Below are 21216 nucleotides of genomic sequence, written 5' to 3'. Positions count from 1 at the left end.
CCCTGCCTCAGATTGGAGCTTTGAAAATGGGTAATAAAATAAATGACGATTTGAGTCAAAAAACGAGTGAAAGCATCCTCGGCCCCAACCCGGTTATCGGTGTTCCTACTCGCGACTTGATCAGTACCGCACGCATGGTCATGCGCCAGACCGTCAAACAGCCGGTACACAGCCTTAAGCATATCGGTCGCCTGGGTCTTGCGGTAAAGGATGTGATGATCGGCCGCTCGGAGATTGCGCCCGCGCCGGAAGATCGGCGCTTTGCTGATCCGACCTGGAATCAGAACCCGGTTTACCGGCGCTACATGCAAACCTATCTGGCCTGGCGCAAAGAGCTCAACACCTGGATAAGTACTGCCGATCTGGCTGAGCAGGATGTTAGCCGTGCGCAATTTGTCATTGCCCTGATGACAGAGGCCATGTCGCCAACCAATACCGCACTCAACCCGGCGGCACTAAAACGCTTTTTCGAGACCGGCGGCAAAAGCCTGCTAGACGGTCTGACCCATCTGGCGCAGGACATTGCCCATAACGGCGGCATGCCCAGCCAGGTCAACATGAATGCCTTTGAGGTCGGCGGGAACCTCGCCATCACCAAGGGCTCGGTGGTCTTCCGCAATGAAGTGCTGGAGCTGATCCAGTACAAACCACTGACCGAAGAAGTCTACGAGCGTCCGGTGCTGGTCGTGCCGCCGCAGATCAACAAGTTCTATGTCTTTGACTTGTCGCCGGAAAAAAGTCTGGCGCGCTACCTGTCGGTCAGCCATATGCAGACCTTTGTGGTCAGCTGGCGTAACCCGACCAAGGCACACCGAGAATGGGGCCTGAGCACCTATATCGAAGCACTCAAGGAAGCCATCGACGTCATTCTCAAGATCACCGGCAGTAAAGACGTCAGTATGCTCGGCGCCTGTTCCGGCGGTATCACCACTGTCTCTCTATTGGGCCACTATGCCGCGCTGAAAGAGAAGAAAGTGCACTCCTTCACCCTGCTGGTCAGCGTGCTGGATACGCAAATCAAGACCCAGGTCGCGCTCTTTGCCGACGAACGCTCTATTGAGGCGGCACGGCGTATGTCCTACCAGCATGGCGTGCTGGAGGGTCGTGACATGGCCAAGATATTTGCCTGGATGCGCCCCAACGATCTGGTCTGGAACTACTGGGTCAATAACTACCTGCTGGGGAACGAACCGCCGGTATTCGATATCCTGTTCTGGAACAACGACACCACGCGCCTGCCCGCCGCACTGCATGGCGAGTTCCTGGAAATGTTCAAGTCCAACCCGCTGACCCGCCCCGGCGCACTGGAAGTCTGCGGCACACCGATTGACCTCAAACAGGTCAAGAGCGACTACTACGTGATCGCCGGTCTGAACGATCACATCACGCCATGGGAAGCCTGCTTCAAGTCAGCGCAACTATTGGGAGGTAAATGTGAGTTTGTATTGTCATCCAGCGGTCATATTCAGAGTATTCTGAATCCGCCCGGTAACCCCAAGGCTCGCTTCTTTACCAATAGCGAAATGAGCGACGATTCGAAAAAGTGGCTGGAAACGGCGACCAAGCAATCCGACTCCTGGTGGCAGCATTGGCGTGACTGGCTGCATGCGCGCGGTGGCAAGCGCAAAGCAGCACCGGCAATCCTGGGCAATGACGAGTACCCGGCGCTGGAACCAGCTCCCGGCACCTACGTTCACGAACGCTAATACGCGTCTTTACGGGAAGCGCCCATGCCGCAGAACTATATTTTTCGCACCATTGAGCTGGACGGTCAGTACCTGCGTACTGCCGTTCGGCCTGGTAACAGCAGCTTGCCTCCGCTGCTGATATTCAACGGTATCGGCGCCAACCTGGAACTGGTGTTTCCCTTCGTTGCAGCTCTGGACCCGGAGCTGGAAGTCATTGCCTTTGACGTGCCCGGCGTGGGCGGATCATCTACGCCGGCTACGCCCTTTCGTTTTCCTGGACTGGCCAAGCTGGCCGCGCGCATGCTGGACTACCTCGACTACTCGCAGGTCAACGTCATTGGTGTCTCCTGGGGTGGCGCACTGGCTCAGCAGTTTGCCTACAGCTACCCCGAGCGCTGCAAGAAGCTGATCCTGGCAGCCACCTCTGCGGGCGCTGTCATGGTGCCGGGCAGGCCTAAAGTGCTGTTGAAGATGGCCAGCCCGCGTCGCTACATCCAGCCATCGCACGGGGTGAAAATCGCGCCGGACATCTACGGTGGCGCCTTCCGCCGCGACCCGCATCTGGCGGAGAATCATGCCAACAAGGTGCGTTCATCCGGCAAGCTGGGGTACTACTGGCAGCTGTTTGCCGGTCTCGGCTGGACCAGCATTCACTGGCTGCACAAAATTCGCCAGCCAACGCTGATTCTGGCGGGCGATGATGATCCGCTGATCCCGCTGGTCAATATGCGCCTGCTAGCGTGGCGCATCCCCAATTCCGAACTACACATCATTGATGACGGGCACCTGTTTCTGATTACCCGTGCGCAGAGCGTTGCACCGCTGATTATGACCTTCCTCTCGGAAGAGAAGCAGCCTGCGGTGATTCGCCAAACACCCAGTGCCTTGGTGAAGGGCTGAAATAGGCGCTAGCTCACAAAGGCGAACCGCTGCCTGTCGCTGGGGCTGGTACCTGCCAGCCTTTGCGGTAGACTGCAGACTAACGAGTCACCATCTGGACCGGAACCCCTGGATGCGCGCAAGACCCCAAGGACAATCACTCGCAGGATCCATGAACGCGGATCTGTCCCGGAGTCTTCTCGCCCTATTGCGCACCACCCTCGCGCAACCGCGCCATCACCAGCAATATCTGTGTCGTGTTACCCGCTTGAGCCTCCTGGCACTGCAGGGACGACTCGATAGCGATGCGCTAGCCCACGATAAACGCTTTCAGCATGCAGGCTGGCAACGCCCGCTGCAGCGCCGCTTGCTGCAACTTTGGCAGGCATGGCAGACCCCCTTGCAGGAATGGCTCAATGGCCTTGATGTCGATGAGTCCGAGCGCGCCAACCTGCGCTGGTTACTGGCCCAGCTGAGCGCGGCGAGCGCGCCATCCAACAGCCCGTTCAACCCCGACATTCTCGACGCCACCCGACACAGCGGCGGCGGCAATTTATATCGCGGGGTGGCGCACCTGCTGACCGACCGGCTTACCGCGCGCCCACTGGCCATGCCTGAACCTGACAGCACCTATCGCATAGGTCACGAACTGGCGCCAAGCTGCGGGACCATTATCCAGCGCCAACCCAGCTACGAGCTGATTCATTACGCGCCGCTGACCGCAGAGCAGCACAGCCGCCCTTTGCTGATTATTCCACCGCCGATCAATCGCTATTACCTGCTCGACCTGACCCCTGAAACCAGCCTGGTACAACACGCCCTGAGTCAGGGTATATCGGTCTACCTGATCAGCTGGCGCAACCCCAATCCCAGCCACTGCAACTGGGGGCTCGGGCACTATGTAAAAGCGAGCCGCGCCGCGCTTGGCAGCGTATTGGCAACCAGCGCCAGCAGCCAGGCCAGCCTGATGGGCGTCTGCTCCGGCGGCCTGATTGCCAGTCTCCTCGCCAGTTGGCTGCAAACCCACGGTGAAGCTGGCTGCCTTAGCGCACTCAGCCTATTGGTTACACCGCTCGACACTCGCTTGCAGACGGATATTCACCGCCTGACCGGCAGCGCCACGCAGCAACAGCTCAGACGTCAGGTGTGGCGTCAGGGCTACCTAGATGAGCGCAGTATGGGTAGCCTGTTTACCTGGATGAAACCCGAGCAGTTGCTCTGGGCGCCGGCCATTGAACGCTACGCGCTAGGCCGCGAGCTGACCACCAGCCCGGTCAGCACCTGGAGCCACGACAACACCCGCCTGCCCGCTCAGTTGGTCGAAGACCTGCTCGACCTGCTGCAACGCGACCCGCTCAGCCATCCCGGTAGCCTGCAGATAAACGGCAAGATGATTGATTGTCAGAGCTTGGCGCTACCAAGCTGGCATCTGGCTGCCGAGCACGATCACATAGTGCCCTGGCACAACGCCTTTCCCGCGCAACGGCTCGGTGGCGACCGCATCTTCACCCTCTGTCGCGGTGGTCATATACAAGGGCTGCTGTGCCCACCCGGACAGCCGCGCGCGGGCTATTACAGCGGGCCAGTAACAAACGATGCCCAGCCGCAGGGCTGGCAGAGCAACGCGACCGACACAGAGGGCAGTTGGTGGCCAGCCTGGACCGACTGGCTGAAATCCCACAGCGGTGCGCTGCAGCCGGCCATCACCCCGATTCTGGACGCAGACCTGGGCCCTGCGCCCGGACGCTACGTTCACCAGCTCTGAGGAATACCATGAAAACCCGTGACCGTATCCTGCTCTGCGCTTTGGAGCTATTCAACGAACAGGGCGAGCCGAACGTCACCACGCTGGATATGGCTAACGAGCTGGATATCAGCCCCGGCAATCTCTACTACCACTTCAAGGGCAAAGAGGCGTTGCTGGAGGTCCTGATCGACGACTTTCTGCTCAGCACCCGCAGCCTGCTAAGCCCCGCAGACGATCCGGATGAGGTCTCACCGGAAGACCTCTGGCTACTCCTGCACTTGCTGTTTGAGGCCATTGCCACCTACCGCTTCCTGTTTCAAGACCTCTCCAACCTGATGAGCCGCTACCCCTTCATTCGCCATGCAATGCAGGCCTGGCTGCATCAGCTGCGGCAATGCCTCGCGCATATCCTGCTGATGATGCGCGCCGCCGAGCACCTTCACTGCAACGATGAAGGGATGCAGCGCTTGCTGGATGCCGTCTGCCAGACCTGTCTGTTCTGGCTGGACTATCAGCGCATTGTTGCGGTTGAGCAGCCTGATCCGGCGGCCGGGGTGCAGCAGGTGTTGGGGTTGTTGTTGCCTTATCTGGATGAGGAAACCGAGGAGTGGATGCAGGCGTTGATTGATCGATATAGTTGAGGCGTGGCTTGGCCATTACTCAGCACGAGCTTTTTGATTACGCTCACCTAATCGCTCTTTCTTGCGGACGCTTTTCGCCTCTAGGCGAGTTAGAGGGGAATGCTTGCCCATTCCCCTCTAACAACTCCCCTGGGCACCCAGCTGTGCGGCCCTGCGGGTTCGCTACGTTGCTCGGTCTGCCGGGGATCCTCGCGAACTCGGCGCTACGCACCTCAGACACCGCGAGCATCTTCTTCCCGACAACCCCTGCGCTACTCGCCCGCTCAGATGGGAGGTTTAGCCCGTGCGGTTGCGTATTGTTGCGGTTAAAACCATACAACCGACACTGAACCCACACTGGGGCCGCGCCTCTGGGTGTTCAATGGCTCGCCTAGAAGCGAACACTCTCATGGACAGCTTCATCGCCGTCTACGAACCCACGCTTATACGAATATATGCCTACCAAGCATTGCTCAGAGGAAACGGCAGAAACCAACTAGAGCCCAATAAAAAACCCCGAACAGCAACACTGTTCGGGGTTCTATTTACTGCTATCGCAACCTATCGAATCAAGACTCGCTAGGCTTGGTCGCCGCCGGCGTTGGTGCCGGTGCGGCTGGCGCTGCCGGCTCTGCTGCTTTCACAGCAGTGGGCGTCGCCTTAGGCTTGGCGGGCGCCTTGGGCTTTGCTGCTGCCCGAGGTTTGGCCGGTGCCTTGCGTGCGGTAGCTGGCTTGGCTGCCGTGGTGCTGCTGGCGCTTGACGTTGCCTTGGCAGCGGGCTTTTTAGCCGCTGGCTTGGCTGCAGTCGTACGCTTGGCAGCAGGCTTGGCCGCTGGCTTACTGGCTGCTGTCGTCGCGGCGGCAGCGGGTTTAGTCGCTGCAGCGCGTGGCTTGGCCTTGGGCGCCGCTTTGGCAGCCGGCGCCTTGCCTGACGTCATTTGCTCAATCAGCTTGGTCAGTTCATCAACCTTGCTGTTAAGTGCTTTGACCTCAGACTGCGAGGGCACTCCGAGGCGGGCGACAGCGCTGTTGAGGCGCTTGTCGAAGGCTTCTTCCAGCTCACTCCACTTACCGGTTAAGCGACCCTTGGCTTTGTCAGCCTTGGATTTCGCCTCATCGAGTGGGCTCTTGCTGGCCTTGGCTTTGCCTTTCAGGGTATCGACCTGTTTGTCGATCTCTGCCTTGGCTTTCTTCTCGGCTACTTCGCCGTCCTTGATCAGATTTTCAAAGAGCTTAACGCCCTCTTTACCGACCTTGGCATAAGCACCCAAGCCAGCTAACCAGATCTGACGTGAGTAACTTTCGATATCGGCAACCCAACCAGGGTCCTTATCCTTCTTCTTACCCGCCATGGAGCAACTCCTTTTTGACCGTTACTTGCTTTGCAGTGACTTGAGTGCAGCACTCAGATCATCAAGCTTAGCAGACAGCTGGTCAATGTCCTTCTTACTCGGGATACCCATACGACCCAAAGTAGAAGCAACGCGCTCGTCGAACACTTCTTCTACCTTGCTGAAACGGCCGCCGGTTTTTTCCTGTACCTTTTCCTTGAAGGACTCGATACGGCTGTTAGCTGCGTCAACCTGGGTGGAGACAATTTCCTTACCCTGCTTCTCTAAAGCTTCGCCTTCAGTAACCAGCTTCTTGAAGTAGTCAGCGCCTTCCTTGCCAGCTTTGGCGTAAGCGCCAAGGCCTGCCAACCAGATCTGGTGAGCGTAGCTCTTCACGTCGTTGGCGAAGGTAGTGGCGTTGTCTTCGATTTTCTTAGCGGTAGTAGTCTTGGCCATGTTGGTAACTCCTGATCAATTGGTGATACTGCGATGGACCGATTACCGATCCTTGATCTGCAAGCTACGCTTCGGAATTAGAAAAGACATACTAAAAACCGGACAACGGCAAAATCAGGCCAAATATTTTTGCAGCGCCTTATCGATCTCGCCTTTCACCATGCCCGCCATCGGTGTGAGCATCAGGCCCAGTTTGACCACCACGCGCACATCCGAGTCCGACACATGGACCGTGCCGTCAGCGCCACTGCGCTTAAAGGTCAAGACGTCGCCCTGCCAGGCACATTTGGCATCCAGCTTTTGCGCCAGCTTGTCGGCCAGCAGCTGCGCCTGTTCCTTGGCTTTTTCCTTGCCCAGATTGTGCTCGCGGGTAATGTCTACGGTCGCCATCGGCTGCTCCATGGGTTTTTCAAATAAGTGATTGCCTAGCATGCCGCAAAGCCTGCGGAACGTCATCCCAACAATTGCGTCACATGCAGTAGCAGCGGCGGCAAGCCGCACCGCTAACAAGCCGTTGAAAAACGTAGGCGACGACTGCATGGATACAAGCGGTAGATTTTCAACAGCTTGCTAATTCACCGCCGGGCCGGAAAAAGTGGTTAGAATGGGGCCTGATTTTGCGAGGGCAGACTGATTTCATGAGCGATAAACAGAACTCCGATAACACCACCCACTTTGGCTTCCAAACCGTTGCCGAATCCGAGAAGGCGCAGCGCGTCGCCGAGGTATTTCATTCGGTAGCCGCCAAGTACGACATCATGAATGATCTGATGTCCGGCGGTATTCACCGGATCTGGAAACGCTTCACCATTGAGCTGTCCGGTGTGCGCCCCGGTAATCGCGTGCTGGATATCGCCGGCGGTACCGGTGATCTGACGCGCCGCTTTGCCAAGCGTGTTGGGCCTGAGGGTGAAGTTATCCTCGCTGACATCAACGCGTCCATGTTGAAAGTAGGCCGCGATCGCCTGCTGGATCTGGGTGTAGCCGGGAATGTGCGTTTTGTGCAGGCCGATGCCGAGGCGCTGCCCTTCCCCGATAATTACTTTGATTGCATTACCATCGCCTTTGGTCTGCGCAACGTAACCCACAAAGATGCAGCCATCGCATCCATGCTGCGGGTACTCAAGCCAGGCGGGCGCTTGCTGATCCTGGAGTTTTCCAAGCCCAAGAGTGAACTGCTCTCCAAAGCCTACGATCAGTACAGCTTCAAGCTGCTGCCGTTCATGGGCAAACTGGTGGCCAATGACGCCGAGAGCTATCGCTATTTGGCTGAGTCGATCCGCATGCATCCGGATCAGGAAACCCTCAAGGCGATGATGGTCGAAGCCGGTTTTGCCCGCGTGACCTATCACAACATGACCGGCGGCATCGTGGCACTGCATCGCGGGATCAAGCCCTGATGTTACCCGCCGCGTTGCTGACCGCCGCGCAGCGCAGCATTGAAGCCGCGCTGAAACGCGACACGCTGACAGCCACACGCCTCGGCGCGCTGAGTGGCAAAGTGATCCTGATCACCGCGCGCGAACCGGCTTGGCAACTCTATCTGTTACCCACAGCGGGTAGCATCCAGTTGCTGGCCGAGCATACCGGCGATGCGGATTGCCAACTCAGCGCACCGAGCGCGGCACTGGCCAAGCTACTGATCAGCAGCGACCGCAAAGCGCTGATGCAAGACCCCGAGCTGGCACTCACGGGTGACAGCCAGGTGCTGATTACGCTGCAAAATATCATCAGCGATCTCAAGCTGGACGGCGAAGCCGAGCTCCAGCGCTGGCTTGGCCCGGTGCCAGCGCATGCCATTGGTAGCTTGCTGCGCCGCAGTCACCAATGGGGCAAAGACAGCCGCGAAAGTTTGCGCCTGACGTTGGGCGAATACCTGACCGAAGAAAGCCGCCAGTTGGTGGGCAAGGCCGAGGCTCGTGCCAGCGCCGAGCTACTCCACGAGATGCGCCTACAGCTTGACCGGCTCGAAGCCCGCGTTGCCCTGCTAAACCCAACTGATCCGGATACACCAGACGCATGAGACTGACTGCCTTTACGCGCCTGCTGCGCATCCTGCACATCTTCGCCCGCTACCGGCTTGACCAGATCCTGCTGGAGTTGCCGCTGCCCTTGCTGGCCCGTTTGGGCCTCAAGCTCGGTCCCTGGCGTCTGCGCCCCGCACCCAAGCAACTCAGCCGCGGTGCCCGTCTACGAATGGCCTGCGAAGACCTGGGGCCGGTCTTCATCAAGTTTGGTCAGATCCTGTCCACTCGCCGCGATCTCATGCCCGATGACATCGCACTAGAGCTGGCCTTCCTGCAGGACAAAGTGCCGCCTTTCCCGGCTGACAAGGCCCGCGCGCGCATCGAAGAGCAGCTGGGGCAGAGCATCGAATCGGTGTTTGCCGAATTCAGCGATGAAGCCCTGGCCTCCGCGTCTGTCGCGCAAGTGCATGCGGCACGCCTGCATGACGGCACTGAGGTAGTGGTCAAAGTAGTGCGTCCGGCGATTGGCGAAGTGATCGATCAGGACATTCAATGGCTGTACCTAGCCGCCCGCGCGTTGGAGCGCGTCTCCGCCGAAGGCCGCCGTCTGCGCCCGGTGGAGGTAGTTGAAGACTACGAGCGCACCATTTTTGATGAACTCGATCTACACCGCGAAGCCGCCAACGCCTCGCAGCTGCGCCGCAATTTTGAAGGCTCCGAATCCCTGTATATCCCCAAGGTGTACTGGAACTGGTGCCGCCACAAAGTGCTGGTTATGGAGCGCATCAGCGGCATTCCGGTGACTGACCTGGCGGCACTCGCCGATCAGCGCACCGACATGAAAAAGCTGGCCGAGCGTGGCGTCGAGATTTTCTTCACCCAGGTATTTCGCGACAGCTTCTTCCACGCCGACATGCACCCCGGCAATATCTTTATTTCGCGCGCCCATCCGTGGGAACCACAGTACATCGCCATCGACTTCGGCATTGTCGGCAGCCTCACGCCGGAAGATCAGAGCTATCTGGCGCGCAACCTGATGGCGTTCTTTAATCGCGATTACCGCCGCGTGGCCCAGCTGCATATCGACTCCGGCTGGATTCCCGCCGACACCCGCGTCAACGAATTTGAAGCCGCCATTCGCAGCGTCTGTGAGCCCATCTTTGAGCGGCCACTGAGCGAGATTTCCTTTGGTCAATTGCTCCTGCGTCTGTTCCAGACCGCCCGTCGCTTCCAGATGGAAGTGCAGCCGCAGCTGGTGCTGTTGCAAAAAACCCTGTTGAACATCGAAGGCCTGGGCCGTCAGCTGTACCCCGACCTCGACCTATGGACCACGGCTCAGCCCTATCTTGAGCGCTGGATGCGCGAGCGCATGTTGCCGCAGCATCAGGCCAAGGTTTGGCAGCAGCATCTGGAGCGGGTGCCCGCGCTGATCGAGACCACCCACAAGGCGCTGCAAAACATTGCCGAACGGCCAGTCGAGCGCCCGCCGGAACCACAGCGTAATCGCTGGGCCCTGCGGGTAGCCGGTATTGCTCTGCTGGTACTGGGCAGTAGCACCCTCGGCGGCGATCCCAACTTGTGGCTCAATGCAGCGCCGGCACAATGGGTGTTAATCGTCGTCGGGGGCTGGCTGATTCTGCGCCGCGCGTAGTCAGCAACCACCAGAACTGGCACACTTGCCCACTTGGCAGATAGACACCGATAGACGACAGACCATGACTGATACCGCCTCAAACAGCGACTGGCTCGACAACATCAAATGGGATGCTGACGGGCTGGTACCCGCGATAGCCCAGGATGTGCACACCCAGCGTGTGCTCATGGTGGCCTGGATGAACCGCGAAGCCCTGCAGCTGACGGTGCAGGAAGGCCGCGGCATTTACTGGTCGCGGTCGCGCCAGCGCCTGTGGCGCAAGGGCGAAGAATCCGGCAATGTGCAGCAACTACACGAACTGCGACTGGACTGCGACGCCGATGTCATCATCCTGCAGGTAGAGCAGATCGGCGGCATTGCCTGTCATACTGGCCGTCAGAGCTGTTTCTACCGGGTACTCAAAGATGGCGAGTGGCACACCGTGGATGCGGTGATAAAAGATCCGGCCGACTTATACAAGAATCCGAAAGAGTAACCCAGCATGTCTGATACCCTAAGCCAACTGGCCGTAGTGCTGGAACAACGCAAACAGGCCGCCGCTGACAGCTCCTACGTCGCCAGCCTGCACGCCAAGGGCCTGAACAAGATTCTCGAAAAGGTGGGTGAGGAGTGCACTGAAACACTGCTCGCCGCCAAGGACTGTCAGCATAGCGACGACAAGTCCGATTTGATCTACGAAACCGCTGACCTGTGGTTCCATTCACTGGTCATGCTCAGTCACCTAGGCCTTGGCCCGGATGACATACTCAAGGAACTTGAACGCCGCTTTGATCTGTCCGGTCTGGAAGAGAAAGCGTCGCGCTCCCAATAAGCAGGGCTAAGCCCCGGAGGTTGTAATGGGTTTTGGTGGAATCAGTCTGTGGCAACTGTTGATCGTTCTGGCGATCGTCATTTTGCTGTTCGGTACCAAGCGTCTGAAAAACATCGGCGGTGACCTGGGCGACGCCATCAAGGGCTTTCGCAAGTCCATGAATGACGATGAGAAGCCCTCGGTCGAGAGCAAGCCAGGCGAAACCCTGGATGCCAAAGCCGAAGAGCACAAACAGGACACTCAGTCCAAGCCGTAACCTCAACAGGTCCTGACCCATGTTCGACATCGGCTTTCTGGAAATGCTGGTGGTGGCGGTACTCGCCCTGCTGGTACTCGGCCCGGAAAGGCTCCCCGGTGCTATTCGCACCGTGAGCCTGACCATCGGCCGAATCAAGCGCGGCTTCTCCGACGTGCGCAATCAGGTTGAGCGTGAGATTGGCGCCGATGAAATCCGTCAGCAGCTGAACAACGAGCGCATCATGGCCGAGCTGGAAAAAAGCGGCCTGAATGGCGGCAGCCCGGCCAAAAGTAACAGCAATGTGAAACCTGCCGGTCAACAAAGCGTCACGCAAACGCAGCAGACTACGCAAACGCCTGTCGACTCCGCCGCAGAAGAACCCGATGACCAGCAAGCACCCCGCCATGAGCAACCCTAACCTCCCCTCCGGCAAGACCGGTGCCGATATGCCGCTGGTCGCGCACCTGACCGAACTGCGTTCGCGCCTGCTGCGTATCGTCTGCATCTGGCTGGTGATCTTTGCCGCGCTGTTTTACTTTGCCAATGACATCTACAGCTTCGTCTCTGAGCCATTGCGCGCGCTGATGCCCGCTGGCACCAGCATGATTGCCACCGACGTAGCCTCACCCTTTCTGACGCCATTCAAGCTCACGCTGATCAGCGCCCTGTTCCTGGCCATGCCCTTTGTGCTGCATCAGATCTGGAGCTTCATCGCCCCCGGTCTGTACAAGCACGAGAAGCGCCTGGCAGTGCCGCTACTGGCGTCCAGCATTATCCTGTTCTACAGCGGTATGGCCTTCGCCTACTTTGTGGTCTTTCCGCTGGTCTTCGGCTTCTTCACCAGCGCCGCGCCCGAGGGTGTCGCGGTGATGACCGATATCAACAGCTACCTCGACTTTGTACTCACCCTGTTCATGGCCTTTGGTCTGTCCTTCGAAATACCCGTTGCGACCGTGCTGCTGGTACTGGCTGGCGTAGTGAATGTGCAATCACTGACCAAGGCACGCCCCTACGTCGTGGTCGGCTGCTTCGCCATCGGCATGGTGTTGACCCCGCCGGACGTTATCTCCCAGACCCTGCTCGCGTTGCCCATGTGGCTGCTGTATGAAGTAGGTATTGTGTTCAGCCGTTTTGTTCGTGCCCGTCCTCGCGGCGAACAGGAAGAAGAGCAAGACAAGCCCGCAGCATGAACCTGCTGCTGCTGGAAGACCGCGACTTTATCGATGAGCACCAGGTGCGCCTGAACGGTCGCCGCCTGGCGCACATGCAAGCCATCCAGCAGGTCGCCGTGGGCGATAGCTTGCGCGTTGGCCGCATCAACGGGTTGATGGGCCAGGGTGAAGTCACTGCCCTTGAGCAGGATCACGCCGAGCTGCGCATCCAACTCGACACACCGCCGCCAGCCAAACTGCCGCTCACCCTATTGCTGGCCATGCCACGGCCAAAAATGTTCCGCCGCATCCTGCAGCACTGCGCCACCCTGGGCGTACCCGAGATCATCCTGCTGAACAGCTACCGGGTGGAAAAGAGCTTCTGGCAAACGCCCTTTCTGCAGCCCGACGTGATCCGTGAAAACCTGCTGCTCGGCCTGGAACAGGCGCGCGATACCGTGCTGCCACGGGTGCGCATCGAGAAGCGCTTTAAACCCTTCGTCGAAGACAGCCTGCCCGGCCTGATCAACAATCAGCTCGCCCTGGTCGCCCATCCCGGCGACTACCCCGCCTGCCCGCGCGGCATCGAAGAACCGCTGACCCTGGCCATCGGCCCCGAAGGCGGCTGGATTCCCTACGAGGTAGAGAAACTGGTGGAAGCCGGCATGCAGCCGGTCCAGCTGGGCGAGCGGATTCTGCGGGTAGAAACTGCAGTGACCGCGCTTCTGGCGCGACTGTACTAACCGCCTCAACCCGCGTGCACGCTGTCACCCGGCCCAGTGCTTACGCCAGCGCGATCTCGTTCTGACTAAACTGCAAGTCGGCCAATCGCTTATATAAAGCACAGCTCTCAAGCAGTTCTGTATGAGTGCCCTGGGCGATGATTTCGCCCTGATCCAATACCAGAATCCGGTCGGCATTCAGCACTGTGGCCAACCGGTGGGCGATAACCAGCGTGGTTTTGCCTTTCATCAGCGGCTCAAGCGCTGCCTGGACCTTGTTCTCACTCTCGGCATCCAGCGCGCTGGTGGCTTCGTCCAGCAACAGAATCGGTGCGGCTTTCAGAATGGCCCGCGCGATGGCGACCCGCTGCCGTTGTCCGCCTGATAACCGCACACCATCTTCGCCCAGGCGCGTCTCATAGCCTTTATCCAACCGGGTGATGAACTCGTGGGCATTGGCTTGTTCGGCCGCCTGTTGAATGGCGTGCTGGCTCGCGCTGCGATTGGCGTAACCCAGGTTATCGTCGACACTTTGGTCGAACAGCACGGTTTCCTGCGGGACCAGCGCAAAGCCGTGGCGCAAATCGGCCAATGCGTATTGCCTGATGTCGTGCCCAGCCACATAGATCGCGCCTTGCTGTGGATCGTAAAAGCGCAGCAATAACTCGAACAAGGTCGACTTGCCCGCACCGGAAGGCCCCACCAATGCCAGCATTTCGCCCTGCTTTATGGAGAAAGACAGGTTCTTCAAAGCAGCGTGATCGGGGCGTGTGGGATAGCGAAACTCAACGTGCTCAAAACGAATCACCTCCTCGCCCGGATCAACAGCGCCAAGCTGCCCAGCCGGGAACGCCAGCGTACCGCTGACGATATCGCTGCGCGCACTGAGCAATTCCATAATGCGTTCAGCCGCACCCGCTGCACGCTGCAACTCGCCCATCACCTCAGAGATAGCGCCAACCGCGCCGGCAACAATAATGGAATAAAACAGAAAGCTGGCCAGATCACCGGCACTCATAGCGCCGGAAATGACGTCCTTGCCGCCAAACCACAGCATCACCCCAATGCCACTCATCGACAGCAGGATAACCACCAGCGTCAGCCAGGAGCGCTGCTGAATACGTTTTACGCTGACCTCAAAGGCGCGATCTACCGTATTGGAGAAGCGCTGAATATCATGCTGCTCATGGGTAAAGGCCTGCACCACCTTGATATGCCGCAACGCCTGGGACAGGTAGCGCCCCACACTGGCTATCTCGTCCTGACTGTCACGGGATAAACGCCGCACGCGACGCCCAAAATACACCACGGGCGCGATCACAAAAGGTACGCAGGCGAGCAAAATCAGCGTCAGCTTAAAGTGCATGACCAACAGAAACAGAATCCCGCCGACCAACATCAGGCTGCTGCGCAAGGCAATCGAAAAAGAAGAACCGATCACGCTCTGCAGCAAGGTGGTATCTGCAGTAATGCGCGATTGAATTTCACTCGGCGAGTTGTCTTCAAAAAACGACGGCGACAGGGTCAGAAGATGCGCAAACACCGCTTTGCGAATGTCCGCTACCACGCGCTCGCCAATCCAGGAAACCAGATAGAAGCGACAGAAACTACCAACGCCGAGCAGAAAGACCAGGCCGGTGAAGATCATCAGCGCCTGCGTCAGCCCCGCCTCGGAACCAGACGCCAGACCCTGATCAATTAGAAACTGCACGCCCTTGCCCAAACTCAGCATAGTGCCGGCGGTTACCACCAGGGCGATCAGCGCCAGCACCATCTGGCGACGATAAGGGCGAAAGAAAGGCAGCAGCGTGCTTATTCCACTGTTGGCATTTAACGGCGTATTCATAGGGGCTGGTCACCACGGGGGAATGAGTGCCGTTACTATACGCCACCTGAGATTCAGCCAAGGCGTTGCGACAGCGGAAACACCGGCGGCCTGCGCCACAACCTACCTCTATGGTGAGGATGGGGCCTTACCCGTGTCTTTTTCTGCTGGTCGCCAACAACACGGTAACCGACGGCGATACGCGCAGGATGCATACAAGCAATACAGCTTTCTGCAGTATCAAACTGTATTCGGGCTTCATCGAGATGGCGAACCACTCGGATGCTCCGCACTGATAAGCGACATTTAGGCACCCGAGATCAAGAGTAAGCAGCAGCCGACTCACCTGTAAAAGGATACGAGCGGCCGCCGAAAAACACTTTTAAAGAAAACCGGCCTGCACTATTCTTTGCTCAGGCAAGGGATCTGCCAGCTGCAACACCCACCGAGTACTACGCTGCCCTCCCCCCACAACATCCAGCCCATCCGCCCTCATCTGCGGCCGGCCAGATGCCGCCTGCAGGCACTGATAGCAAACATACATATGCCGTGGTGGCAGAAACCACCGAGGAGAACGCAACCAGGATTACAGCCTTAAAGCGGTATTTCGGCGGGCTATTGCCAGCCACTCTTAACCCATTAGTAAGCACAAACAAAAAGAAGAGACACACAATGAAAATGCTGGGAATGCTTGTTATCACATCAATCCTGATGACCTCAGGATGCGCCGCCTTTAAAGCCAACGACCTACCCACCCTCGATAGCGCAAGCTATAGCGTGGAAAACCAGGAGCGCATCAAGGTCTTCAGCACCTGGCGCGGCGTCGAACGAAATCCCTTGCACAAGGGCCAGTTTGACACGGCTATTCGCTCATCCGGCTGCTGCGATATTGTCGATACAGCAGAGCAGGCAGATGTGGTCATCGAAGGCGTAGCCGTGAATCACAGCACTCCCGGTGCCGGCATCCCGGCAATGATCACCGGCTTCACCTTTGGCGTCATTCCTTCGTGGGCAACATTGCGCGTTCACCTCAAGGCCACCGCCAAAGATGGCGAGCAGGAGTACACATATGATGTGTCCGACTCTGCGACCATGGTCATGTGGCTACCTATGCTGCTGGCCATGCCCTTCTCGGACAACCCGATGAAAGTCGAAAGAGACATCTACCAGAACACCTACCGTACTCTGGTGGCGCGCATGAAGAATGACGGCCTGCTGACTAACTGACGCACTTAGCCATCAACGGCCAGAGCAAGCCCGTTGATGGCGCCAACAGATGGTCACGAAAGGGAGATAACAATGAAAATAAGAATGTTCTTGGCTGCCACCACCATGACGCCGGCCCTAGCGATAGCTCAGCAACACGAACCCTTCAGAGGTGTTACGACCGGACTAATGCCATTCATTCTGGTTGCGCTGATCGTATACAGCACGAGGAAAATGGCGATAGGCGGGTGGCTCTTCTATTTCTATATCGGCCTGATACTCGGCCCCATTATCACCGCAATATTGATCTACCCGGTCATTGGAGAGTATTTCCAACCGTCGCTATGGTACGACTTGCAAACCTACTGGCTGGCATTCTTTAGTACTATGCCCGCGCTGTTCGCTTCGCTTGTGGTTTCCATCTTTGCCGTACGTCTGCTCTTTGCCAGTCAACGCAACAGACGCAACACCATGTTGCTCCGGTATGCGCTACTCGGTCAGGTTACGCTAGGCATTATAGGTGCGGTAATTGACCTTCTCTACTTCCCTGAAGACATCATATTGAGCGTGATTGCCCTGATACCGACAAGCATAACCTGCCTGTATTTCTTCTTATCACAGCGCGTGAAATACGTGTTGGAGAATTGGAACGGACACTGGAATTACAACGATTTCGTGAACCGCAATTCGACTTTAGCGAATACCGGCGCAAGCTGGACTGAGTCTAAGCCGGAAGGCTGAAGGGGTTGCTGATCTGCTCCCGTGAGCATTAATGCTGACATCCACTGGGACACTATTTTAATCAGAGAGCGGCAGGAAATGCCTGCCGCCAGGTTAGGCGGCAGACAGGCAACACTTAGATCTTGGTGACAAAGGTGCGAGCCTGGTACAGCGCCAGGCTACTGAGCACGATGATCACCGCGACGGCGAGAATATCCGCGCCGGGAAAACCCCAGAAATCAGACATGATATCTCCTCAATAAAAGGTATGGGCGCACCGGTTATTAAACCAGTGCGGTATCCAGCATGCGTTGTCGACCAAAGTCGTTCAGCCGAAACTTGAACAACACACGGCCAGCGCCAAAGTAGGCCTGGTCATCCAGGGTTTCTTCAACGCTCTCGATGATGCCGCTGGAGAACAGGTCGGTCAGGGTGACGCGCGTATTGCCGCGCCAGTAGGCGCCGCTAAGTCCGTACTCGGCCATCAGCGCGTCGGTCACTTGCCAGTCCCAGATGCCGTGATGCTGCTGATCGTGGATCAGCTGCAGAATACGGCCCTTCATGTGCAATCTATTCATGGTTTGCTCCAATGCTCACAGGTTGCCCGCATTCGCGGTGGCGTTGGCTTTTTCGCTGTCGGTCGATACGGCCCGTACCACTTCCAGCACGTCGTCACTCTCGGTAAACATCACAAAGCCACCGGACACAAACAGCACCAGGCCAGCGAGGAAGTTCCATTCCGGGAACTTGAGCGTAAAGGCGGCGAGAAAGATCACCGCAAAGAGACCGTACAAGGCCGCAATCGCCTGCCCACGCCCCACGCCAATCAGCGGGAACGATTTGTACCAGGAGACGTAGCAGAAGGCGAAGGTAACGCCCGCCAGACTCAGCCAGCCAATAGCTGCCCAGTTAAACGTGGCCACCACCAGCTCGACTACCGGTTGATCGGTAAAGAGCCAGATGGCTGGCAGGATCAGCAGCACCCAGTAGAGCACTTCGGCGGTAAAGCGCACCGTAATGCCCACATCCGGGTCAGCTACATCCAGCCCACGACCGGCAATGGCGCCTTCAACGCCCCAGCCAATCGCCGCCATGGCACCGCCAAGATAACCCAACCAGCCGGCGTCACCGGTACCGTTGAATTCAGCGATGATGCCGGGCGCATACACGGTTATGCCACCGGCCAGGATGATAAAGATGCCCACGGCTGCGCGCCGGGTAATCTTCTCCTGATACCAGAGCCGCGCCAGGGTAGCGCCAACAATGGGATACATCAGCGCCGAAATGGCCGCAAAGGCCCCGCCGATGTAACCAATCGCCAGATAGGAGCCAAAGATCGCCATCGGGCCGCCAAAAATGGCGCCGATGAAGAACCACTTGGAGATGTAGCGCATCTGCCTGAGCGTGCGCACGTACTCGCCCAACTTGCCTAACACGCCGTTCCAGACAAACAGAAAGAACAACACGCCGATGGCATTGAAGGTCGTGAGCACGGCGGCCGCCAGCAAGAACTCCGCGTTGGTATCGAAGGTCAGGTCAACATAGGGCGCTTCAAACCAGACCGCTGAACCCGGTATATACCAGGCGCCCCACAGGACCGCGCACCACAGGGCCCACATAAAGCCCCACCGAATGCTACTGGCGGTGAAACGTGACCGCGCCTGACTCAGGCTCGGCTGACTCATGCGGGTTCCTTGGCTGGCTTGGCCGTCTCTTTGGCCAGAAAGGCCTCCAGAGAATCGTCCATCGCATCCATCCAGGGCGTGTGGTGCACCGGCGCCAGGGTGCCGGTCAGGGTCGAGCGGTAGCTCTTGTTACGGTAGCCGAGGATGTCCGCTTCCTTGTGGTGCTCCCACTCCTTGAAGATGTCCGCTACGCCGGTCACATCAAAGGCCGGGTAATCGGTAGGCTCCAGCAGATCGATTATGTAAGCGGCCTGAAAGTCGATCGCCTCAAAGGGATCAGCCACCTGCTCTTCACGGGCGACCCATTGCTCGGTGTCGGCCTTCATCACATCGGCAGCGGGCAGCGTGATGCGGCCCAGCATGATGTCGCGGGCATACCATGCCTGCGCATCAAACATATTGAAGGTGTAGTACTGATCCTGCATACCCAGGAAGAACAGCTTGGGATTGGCCAGCGAAACAATGCCTTTGTACAAACCTTCTGGATAAAGACGGTTGTGCGTGGTCAGCGTCAGCTCGTTGGGCAGGAAGGGAAAGTGATGCTGATACCCGGTACAGAGGATGATCGCGTCAACGTCTTTGCTGGTGCCATCCTTGAAATGCGCGGTCTTGCCGGTCACACCGGTCAGCAGCGGAACCTCGGCAAAGGACTCCGGCCAATCAAAGCCCATCGCCTTGGAGCGATAGCTGAAGGTAACCGACTTGGCACCGTACTTGTGGCACTGGGTGCCGATGTCTTCTGCCGAGTAGCTGCTGCCGATCAGCAGCAGGTCCTTACCTTTGAACTCGCAGGCATCGCGGAAATCATGTGCGTGCAGCACACGGCCCGGGAACTGCTCCAGCCCTTCAAAGTAAGGCGCGTTGGGCGTCGAGAAATGACCGGTTGCGACGATCACATGATCGAACTCCTCGGTGCTCATCTCATCCTGCTTGAGATCACGCACGGTCACCGCAAACTTACCGGTGCTCTCGTCATGCGCTACCCAATACACCGCCGTATTGAAGCGGATGTACTGACGCATGTTGCTCTTGGCCACGCGGCCCATGATGTAATCGCGTAGCACCGCGCGCGGCGGGTAAGACGGGATTGGGCGGCCAAAATGCTCTTCAAAGCTGTAATCAGCAAACTCCAGGCATTCCTTGGGGCCGTTGGACCAGAGATAGCGATACATGCTGCCGTGCACCGGCTCACCGTAAGCATCCAGACCGGTGCGCCAGGTGTAGTTCCACATGCCGCCCCAATCACTCTGTTTTTCATAACAAACGATCTCGGGGATTTCAGCACCGTCGCGACGGGCTGCTTCAAAGGCACGTAGTTGGGCCAGGCCGCTAGGGCCGGCACCGAGAATGGCAACTCTAAAAGTCATAATGACTCCTATTTTCAGGCGATGTATCGTTCGCTGGGCCAGCGTTGACCAAACGAAGATGAAACGCGGAAAAGAGCGCGGCTCGACCGGCAGCGGTCAAACCCTCAAGCTCTATGGTGATGCGCACTAATGTCGGTATACCGAAGGCGCAGTGATGAAGGCTGCATCTGTGGGTGAAACAGAAGGCCAAAGGCGGGCAGGCCGCCGGTAAAACGCGAGATCTCGAGAAACGCCAGAAGAAGACGCTCGAACTGGTCAAGCTGGAGAAGACTGCTTGGTAACTCGTATGCCAGGGCGGGCACCTTACCACATATCAGGTAACAGAGTTTTCAGCGCCACCCGGCAAAATAGCCAGGATCAGCTTGCAGGCCGCTCAAAACCAAAGTCGCCACACGGAGTAAATAAAGATGCAGCCAAGCCAGACTGAGCTTTGCCCGCTCTGCGGCAACGCCAACCAGTGCAATCTCGCAGACGGCGCGGAGACCACCGCACCTTGCTGGTGTTTTAATGTAGCCGTCAGCAAAGAAGCCCTGGCACAAATCCCGGCCGAGCACATCAACAAAGCCTGCCTCTGCCCCCGCTGCGCTGCCGGCATAGCGAACAACGCCAAGTAACAAGACGCGGCAACTGACTCTATCGCGCTAAAGTGCACGCTCCATTGCACATACAGACCACTCCCCTGCCCGCCTAGACCCAATGATGGCAAAAAAGCACTAGAACTGGCCACAGGCCTGCACTATGCTCAGACCAGAGCAAAGGAACTGCCGGACCATCACCACACCTCCAGCACCACTCCCTTCTCAAAAAACTATGCCTTAGCGCCCTCCAACAGGACGCTACCCAAATGGGATGAGGTAGTAATGCCTGCGTGAAATATCGACGTCGCGCGAATACACAAGACACCAAAGCGGAGCCTGCAAACCAATGAATTTAAAAGCAAAAAACAGCACGCCTGAATACTCCGATGCGGAGTTATATCGAACGCGCGATTATGCATTAACACCGCGTGCGATCTAATCGCTGGGCGGTTGCAGGAGCTGAGTGCAACACGGTTATTGAATTGACGCAGGAGCATCATATTGCATAGCCAAGGCTTTCTGCATCACTTCGCTCATGACTTCGATAGGACATTTGAAATCGAAGCGCTTA

Annotated in this window: 23 protein-coding genes; 16 read left to right on the top strand and 7 right to left on the bottom strand. The window is 57.8% G+C overall.

Annotated elements, in window-relative coordinates:
• Positions 1–26 precede the first annotated feature (26 nt).
• The 4 genes from phaC (at position 27) to EF096_RS12710 (ending at position 4955) form a co-directional block, all read left to right on the top strand.
• Positions 27–1706, top strand: a complete 1680-nt coding sequence (gene phaC, locus EF096_RS12725; RefSeq protein WP_123890050.1) for a class II poly(R)-hydroxyalkanoic acid synthase — start codon at positions 27–29, stop codon at positions 1704–1706.
• Between the two features lie 24 nt (positions 1707–1730).
• Positions 1731–2588: a poly(3-hydroxyalkanoate) depolymerase gene (gene phaZ / locus EF096_RS12720; RefSeq protein WP_123890048.1), complete on the top strand. Its 858-nt coding sequence runs from the start codon at positions 1731–1733 to the stop codon at positions 2586–2588.
• A gap of 151 nt (positions 2589–2739) precedes the next feature.
• The gene (locus EF096_RS12715) at positions 2740–4332 is read left to right on the top strand and encodes a PHA/PHB synthase family protein (RefSeq protein ID WP_158611278.1); all 1593 of its coding nucleotides are present in this window, start codon (positions 2740–2742) and stop codon (positions 4330–4332) included.
• A gap of 8 nt (positions 4333–4340) precedes the next feature.
• Positions 4341–4955, top strand: a complete 615-nt coding sequence (locus tag EF096_RS12710) for a TetR/AcrR family transcriptional regulator (RefSeq protein ID WP_123890044.1) — start codon at positions 4341–4343, stop codon at positions 4953–4955.
• A 548-nt stretch (positions 4956–5503) separates the two neighbouring features.
• Here EF096_RS12710 and EF096_RS12705 read toward each other — a convergent pair.
• The 3 genes from EF096_RS12705 to EF096_RS12695 all read right to left on the bottom strand — a co-directional run bounded on the left by EF096_RS12705 (position 5504) and on the right by EF096_RS12695 (position 7111).
• Complete coding sequence (locus EF096_RS12705) at positions 5504–6286, bottom strand: phasin family protein (RefSeq protein ID WP_123890042.1); 783 nt, start codon at positions 6284–6286, stop codon at positions 5504–5506.
• 21 nt (positions 6287–6307) lie between these two features.
• Entirely contained in the window at positions 6308–6721 is a 414-nt protein-coding gene (locus tag EF096_RS12700; RefSeq protein WP_123890040.1) for a phasin family protein, read from the bottom strand.
• 114 nt (positions 6722–6835) lie between these two features.
• Complete coding sequence (locus EF096_RS12695; RefSeq protein WP_123890038.1) at positions 6836–7111, bottom strand: polyhydroxyalkanoic acid system family protein; 276 nt, start codon at positions 7109–7111, stop codon at positions 6836–6838.
• A 248-nt stretch (positions 7112–7359) separates the two neighbouring features.
• On the opposite strand from EF096_RS12695, the gene ubiE reads away from it, so the two are divergent.
• From ubiE to EF096_RS12650, 9 genes are all read left to right on the top strand, one after another.
• Positions 7360–8121 carry a bifunctional demethylmenaquinone methyltransferase/2-methoxy-6-polyprenyl-1,4-benzoquinol methylase UbiE gene (gene ubiE, locus EF096_RS12690; RefSeq protein ID WP_123890036.1) on the top strand — a complete coding sequence of 254 codons (762 nt, stop codon included), beginning with the start codon at positions 7360–7362 and terminating at the stop codon, positions 8119–8121.
• Positions 8121–8744 (top strand): ubiquinone biosynthesis accessory factor UbiJ, encoded by a 624-nt coding sequence (locus tag EF096_RS12685; RefSeq protein WP_123890034.1) that lies wholly within the window; start codon positions 8121–8123, stop codon positions 8742–8744. Before ubiE ends, EF096_RS12685 begins: the two co-directional genes overlap by 1 nt.
• On the top strand, positions 8741–10339 hold the full coding sequence (gene ubiB / locus EF096_RS12680) for a ubiquinone biosynthesis regulatory protein kinase UbiB (RefSeq protein WP_123890032.1): 1599 nt from the start codon (positions 8741–8743) through the stop codon (positions 10337–10339). The genes EF096_RS12685 and ubiB overlap by 4 nt, the downstream gene beginning before the upstream one ends.
• A gap of 64 nt (positions 10340–10403) precedes the next feature.
• Positions 10404–10817 carry a phosphoribosyl-AMP cyclohydrolase gene (gene hisI / locus EF096_RS12675; RefSeq protein WP_123890030.1) on the top strand — a complete coding sequence of 138 codons (414 nt, stop codon included), beginning with the start codon at positions 10404–10406 and terminating at the stop codon, positions 10815–10817.
• A gap of 6 nt (positions 10818–10823) precedes the next feature.
• On the top strand, positions 10824–11153 hold the full coding sequence (locus EF096_RS12670; RefSeq protein ID WP_123890029.1) for a phosphoribosyl-ATP diphosphatase: 330 nt from the start codon (positions 10824–10826) through the stop codon (positions 11151–11153).
• Positions 11154–11178: 25 nt separating this feature from the next.
• Entirely contained in the window at positions 11179–11409 is a 231-nt protein-coding gene (gene tatA, locus EF096_RS12665) for a twin-arginine translocase TatA/TatE family subunit (protein WP_123890027.1), read from the top strand.
• A gap of 19 nt (positions 11410–11428) precedes the next feature.
• Positions 11429–11809, top strand: a complete 381-nt coding sequence (tatB, locus tag EF096_RS12660) for a Sec-independent protein translocase protein TatB (RefSeq protein ID WP_123890025.1) — start codon at positions 11429–11431, stop codon at positions 11807–11809.
• Complete coding sequence (gene tatC, locus EF096_RS12655) at positions 11775–12581, top strand: twin-arginine translocase subunit TatC (RefSeq protein WP_235869733.1); 807 nt, start codon at positions 11775–11777, stop codon at positions 12579–12581. Before tatB ends, tatC begins: the two co-directional genes overlap by 35 nt.
• A complete protein-coding gene (locus EF096_RS12650; RefSeq protein ID WP_123890023.1) occupies positions 12578–13285 on the top strand; it encodes a 16S rRNA (uracil(1498)-N(3))-methyltransferase in 708 nt (235 codons plus the stop codon). Before tatC ends, EF096_RS12650 begins: the two co-directional genes overlap by 4 nt.
• Positions 13286–13325: 40 nt before the next feature.
• Here EF096_RS12650 and EF096_RS12645 read toward each other — a convergent pair whose 3' ends face one another.
• Positions 13326–15110, bottom strand: a complete 1785-nt coding sequence (locus EF096_RS12645; protein ID WP_123890021.1) for an ABC transporter transmembrane domain-containing protein — start codon at positions 15108–15110, stop codon at positions 13326–13328.
• A gap of 651 nt (positions 15111–15761) precedes the next feature.
• On the opposite strand from EF096_RS12645, the gene EF096_RS12640 reads away from it, so the two are divergent.
• Positions 15762–16316 carry a hypothetical protein gene (locus tag EF096_RS12640; protein ID WP_123890020.1) on the top strand — a complete coding sequence of 185 codons (555 nt, stop codon included), beginning with the start codon at positions 15762–15764 and terminating at the stop codon, positions 16314–16316.
• 72 nt (positions 16317–16388) lie between these two features.
• Positions 16389–17036 (top strand): DUF2569 family protein, encoded by a 648-nt coding sequence (locus tag EF096_RS12635; RefSeq protein ID WP_158611277.1) that lies wholly within the window; start codon positions 16389–16391, stop codon positions 17034–17036.
• A gap of 263 nt (positions 17037–17299) precedes the next feature.
• On the opposite strand, the gene EF096_RS12630 is transcribed toward EF096_RS12635, so the two are convergent.
• From EF096_RS12630 to EF096_RS12620, 3 genes are read right to left on the bottom strand one after another with little or no spacing between them, the layout of a single operon-like run.
• Positions 17300–17593: a hypothetical protein gene (locus EF096_RS12630; protein ID WP_123890016.1), complete on the bottom strand. Its 294-nt coding sequence runs from the start codon at positions 17591–17593 to the stop codon at positions 17300–17302.
• A 15-nt stretch (positions 17594–17608) separates the two neighbouring features.
• Positions 17609–18700, bottom strand: a complete 1092-nt coding sequence (locus EF096_RS12625) for a DMT family transporter (protein ID WP_123890014.1) — start codon at positions 18698–18700, stop codon at positions 17609–17611.
• Complete coding sequence (locus EF096_RS12620; protein WP_123890012.1) at positions 18697–20067, bottom strand: flavin-containing monooxygenase; 1371 nt, start codon at positions 20065–20067, stop codon at positions 18697–18699. The genes EF096_RS12625 and EF096_RS12620 overlap by 4 nt, the downstream gene beginning before the upstream one ends.
• 407 nt (positions 20068–20474) lie before the next feature.
• On the opposite strand from EF096_RS12620, the gene EF096_RS12615 reads away from it, so the two are divergent.
• On the top strand, positions 20475–20681 hold the full coding sequence (locus tag EF096_RS12615; RefSeq protein ID WP_123890010.1) for a cysteine-rich CWC family protein: 207 nt from the start codon (positions 20475–20477) through the stop codon (positions 20679–20681).
• Positions 20682–21216: the final 535 nt, after the last annotated feature.

Source organism: Pseudomonas neustonica (assembly GCF_003797945.1).
Taxonomy (GTDB): domain Bacteria; phylum Pseudomonadota; class Gammaproteobacteria; order Pseudomonadales; family Pseudomonadaceae; genus Halopseudomonas; species Halopseudomonas neustonica.
This window is presented reverse-complemented; position numbering and strand designations above follow the sequence as displayed.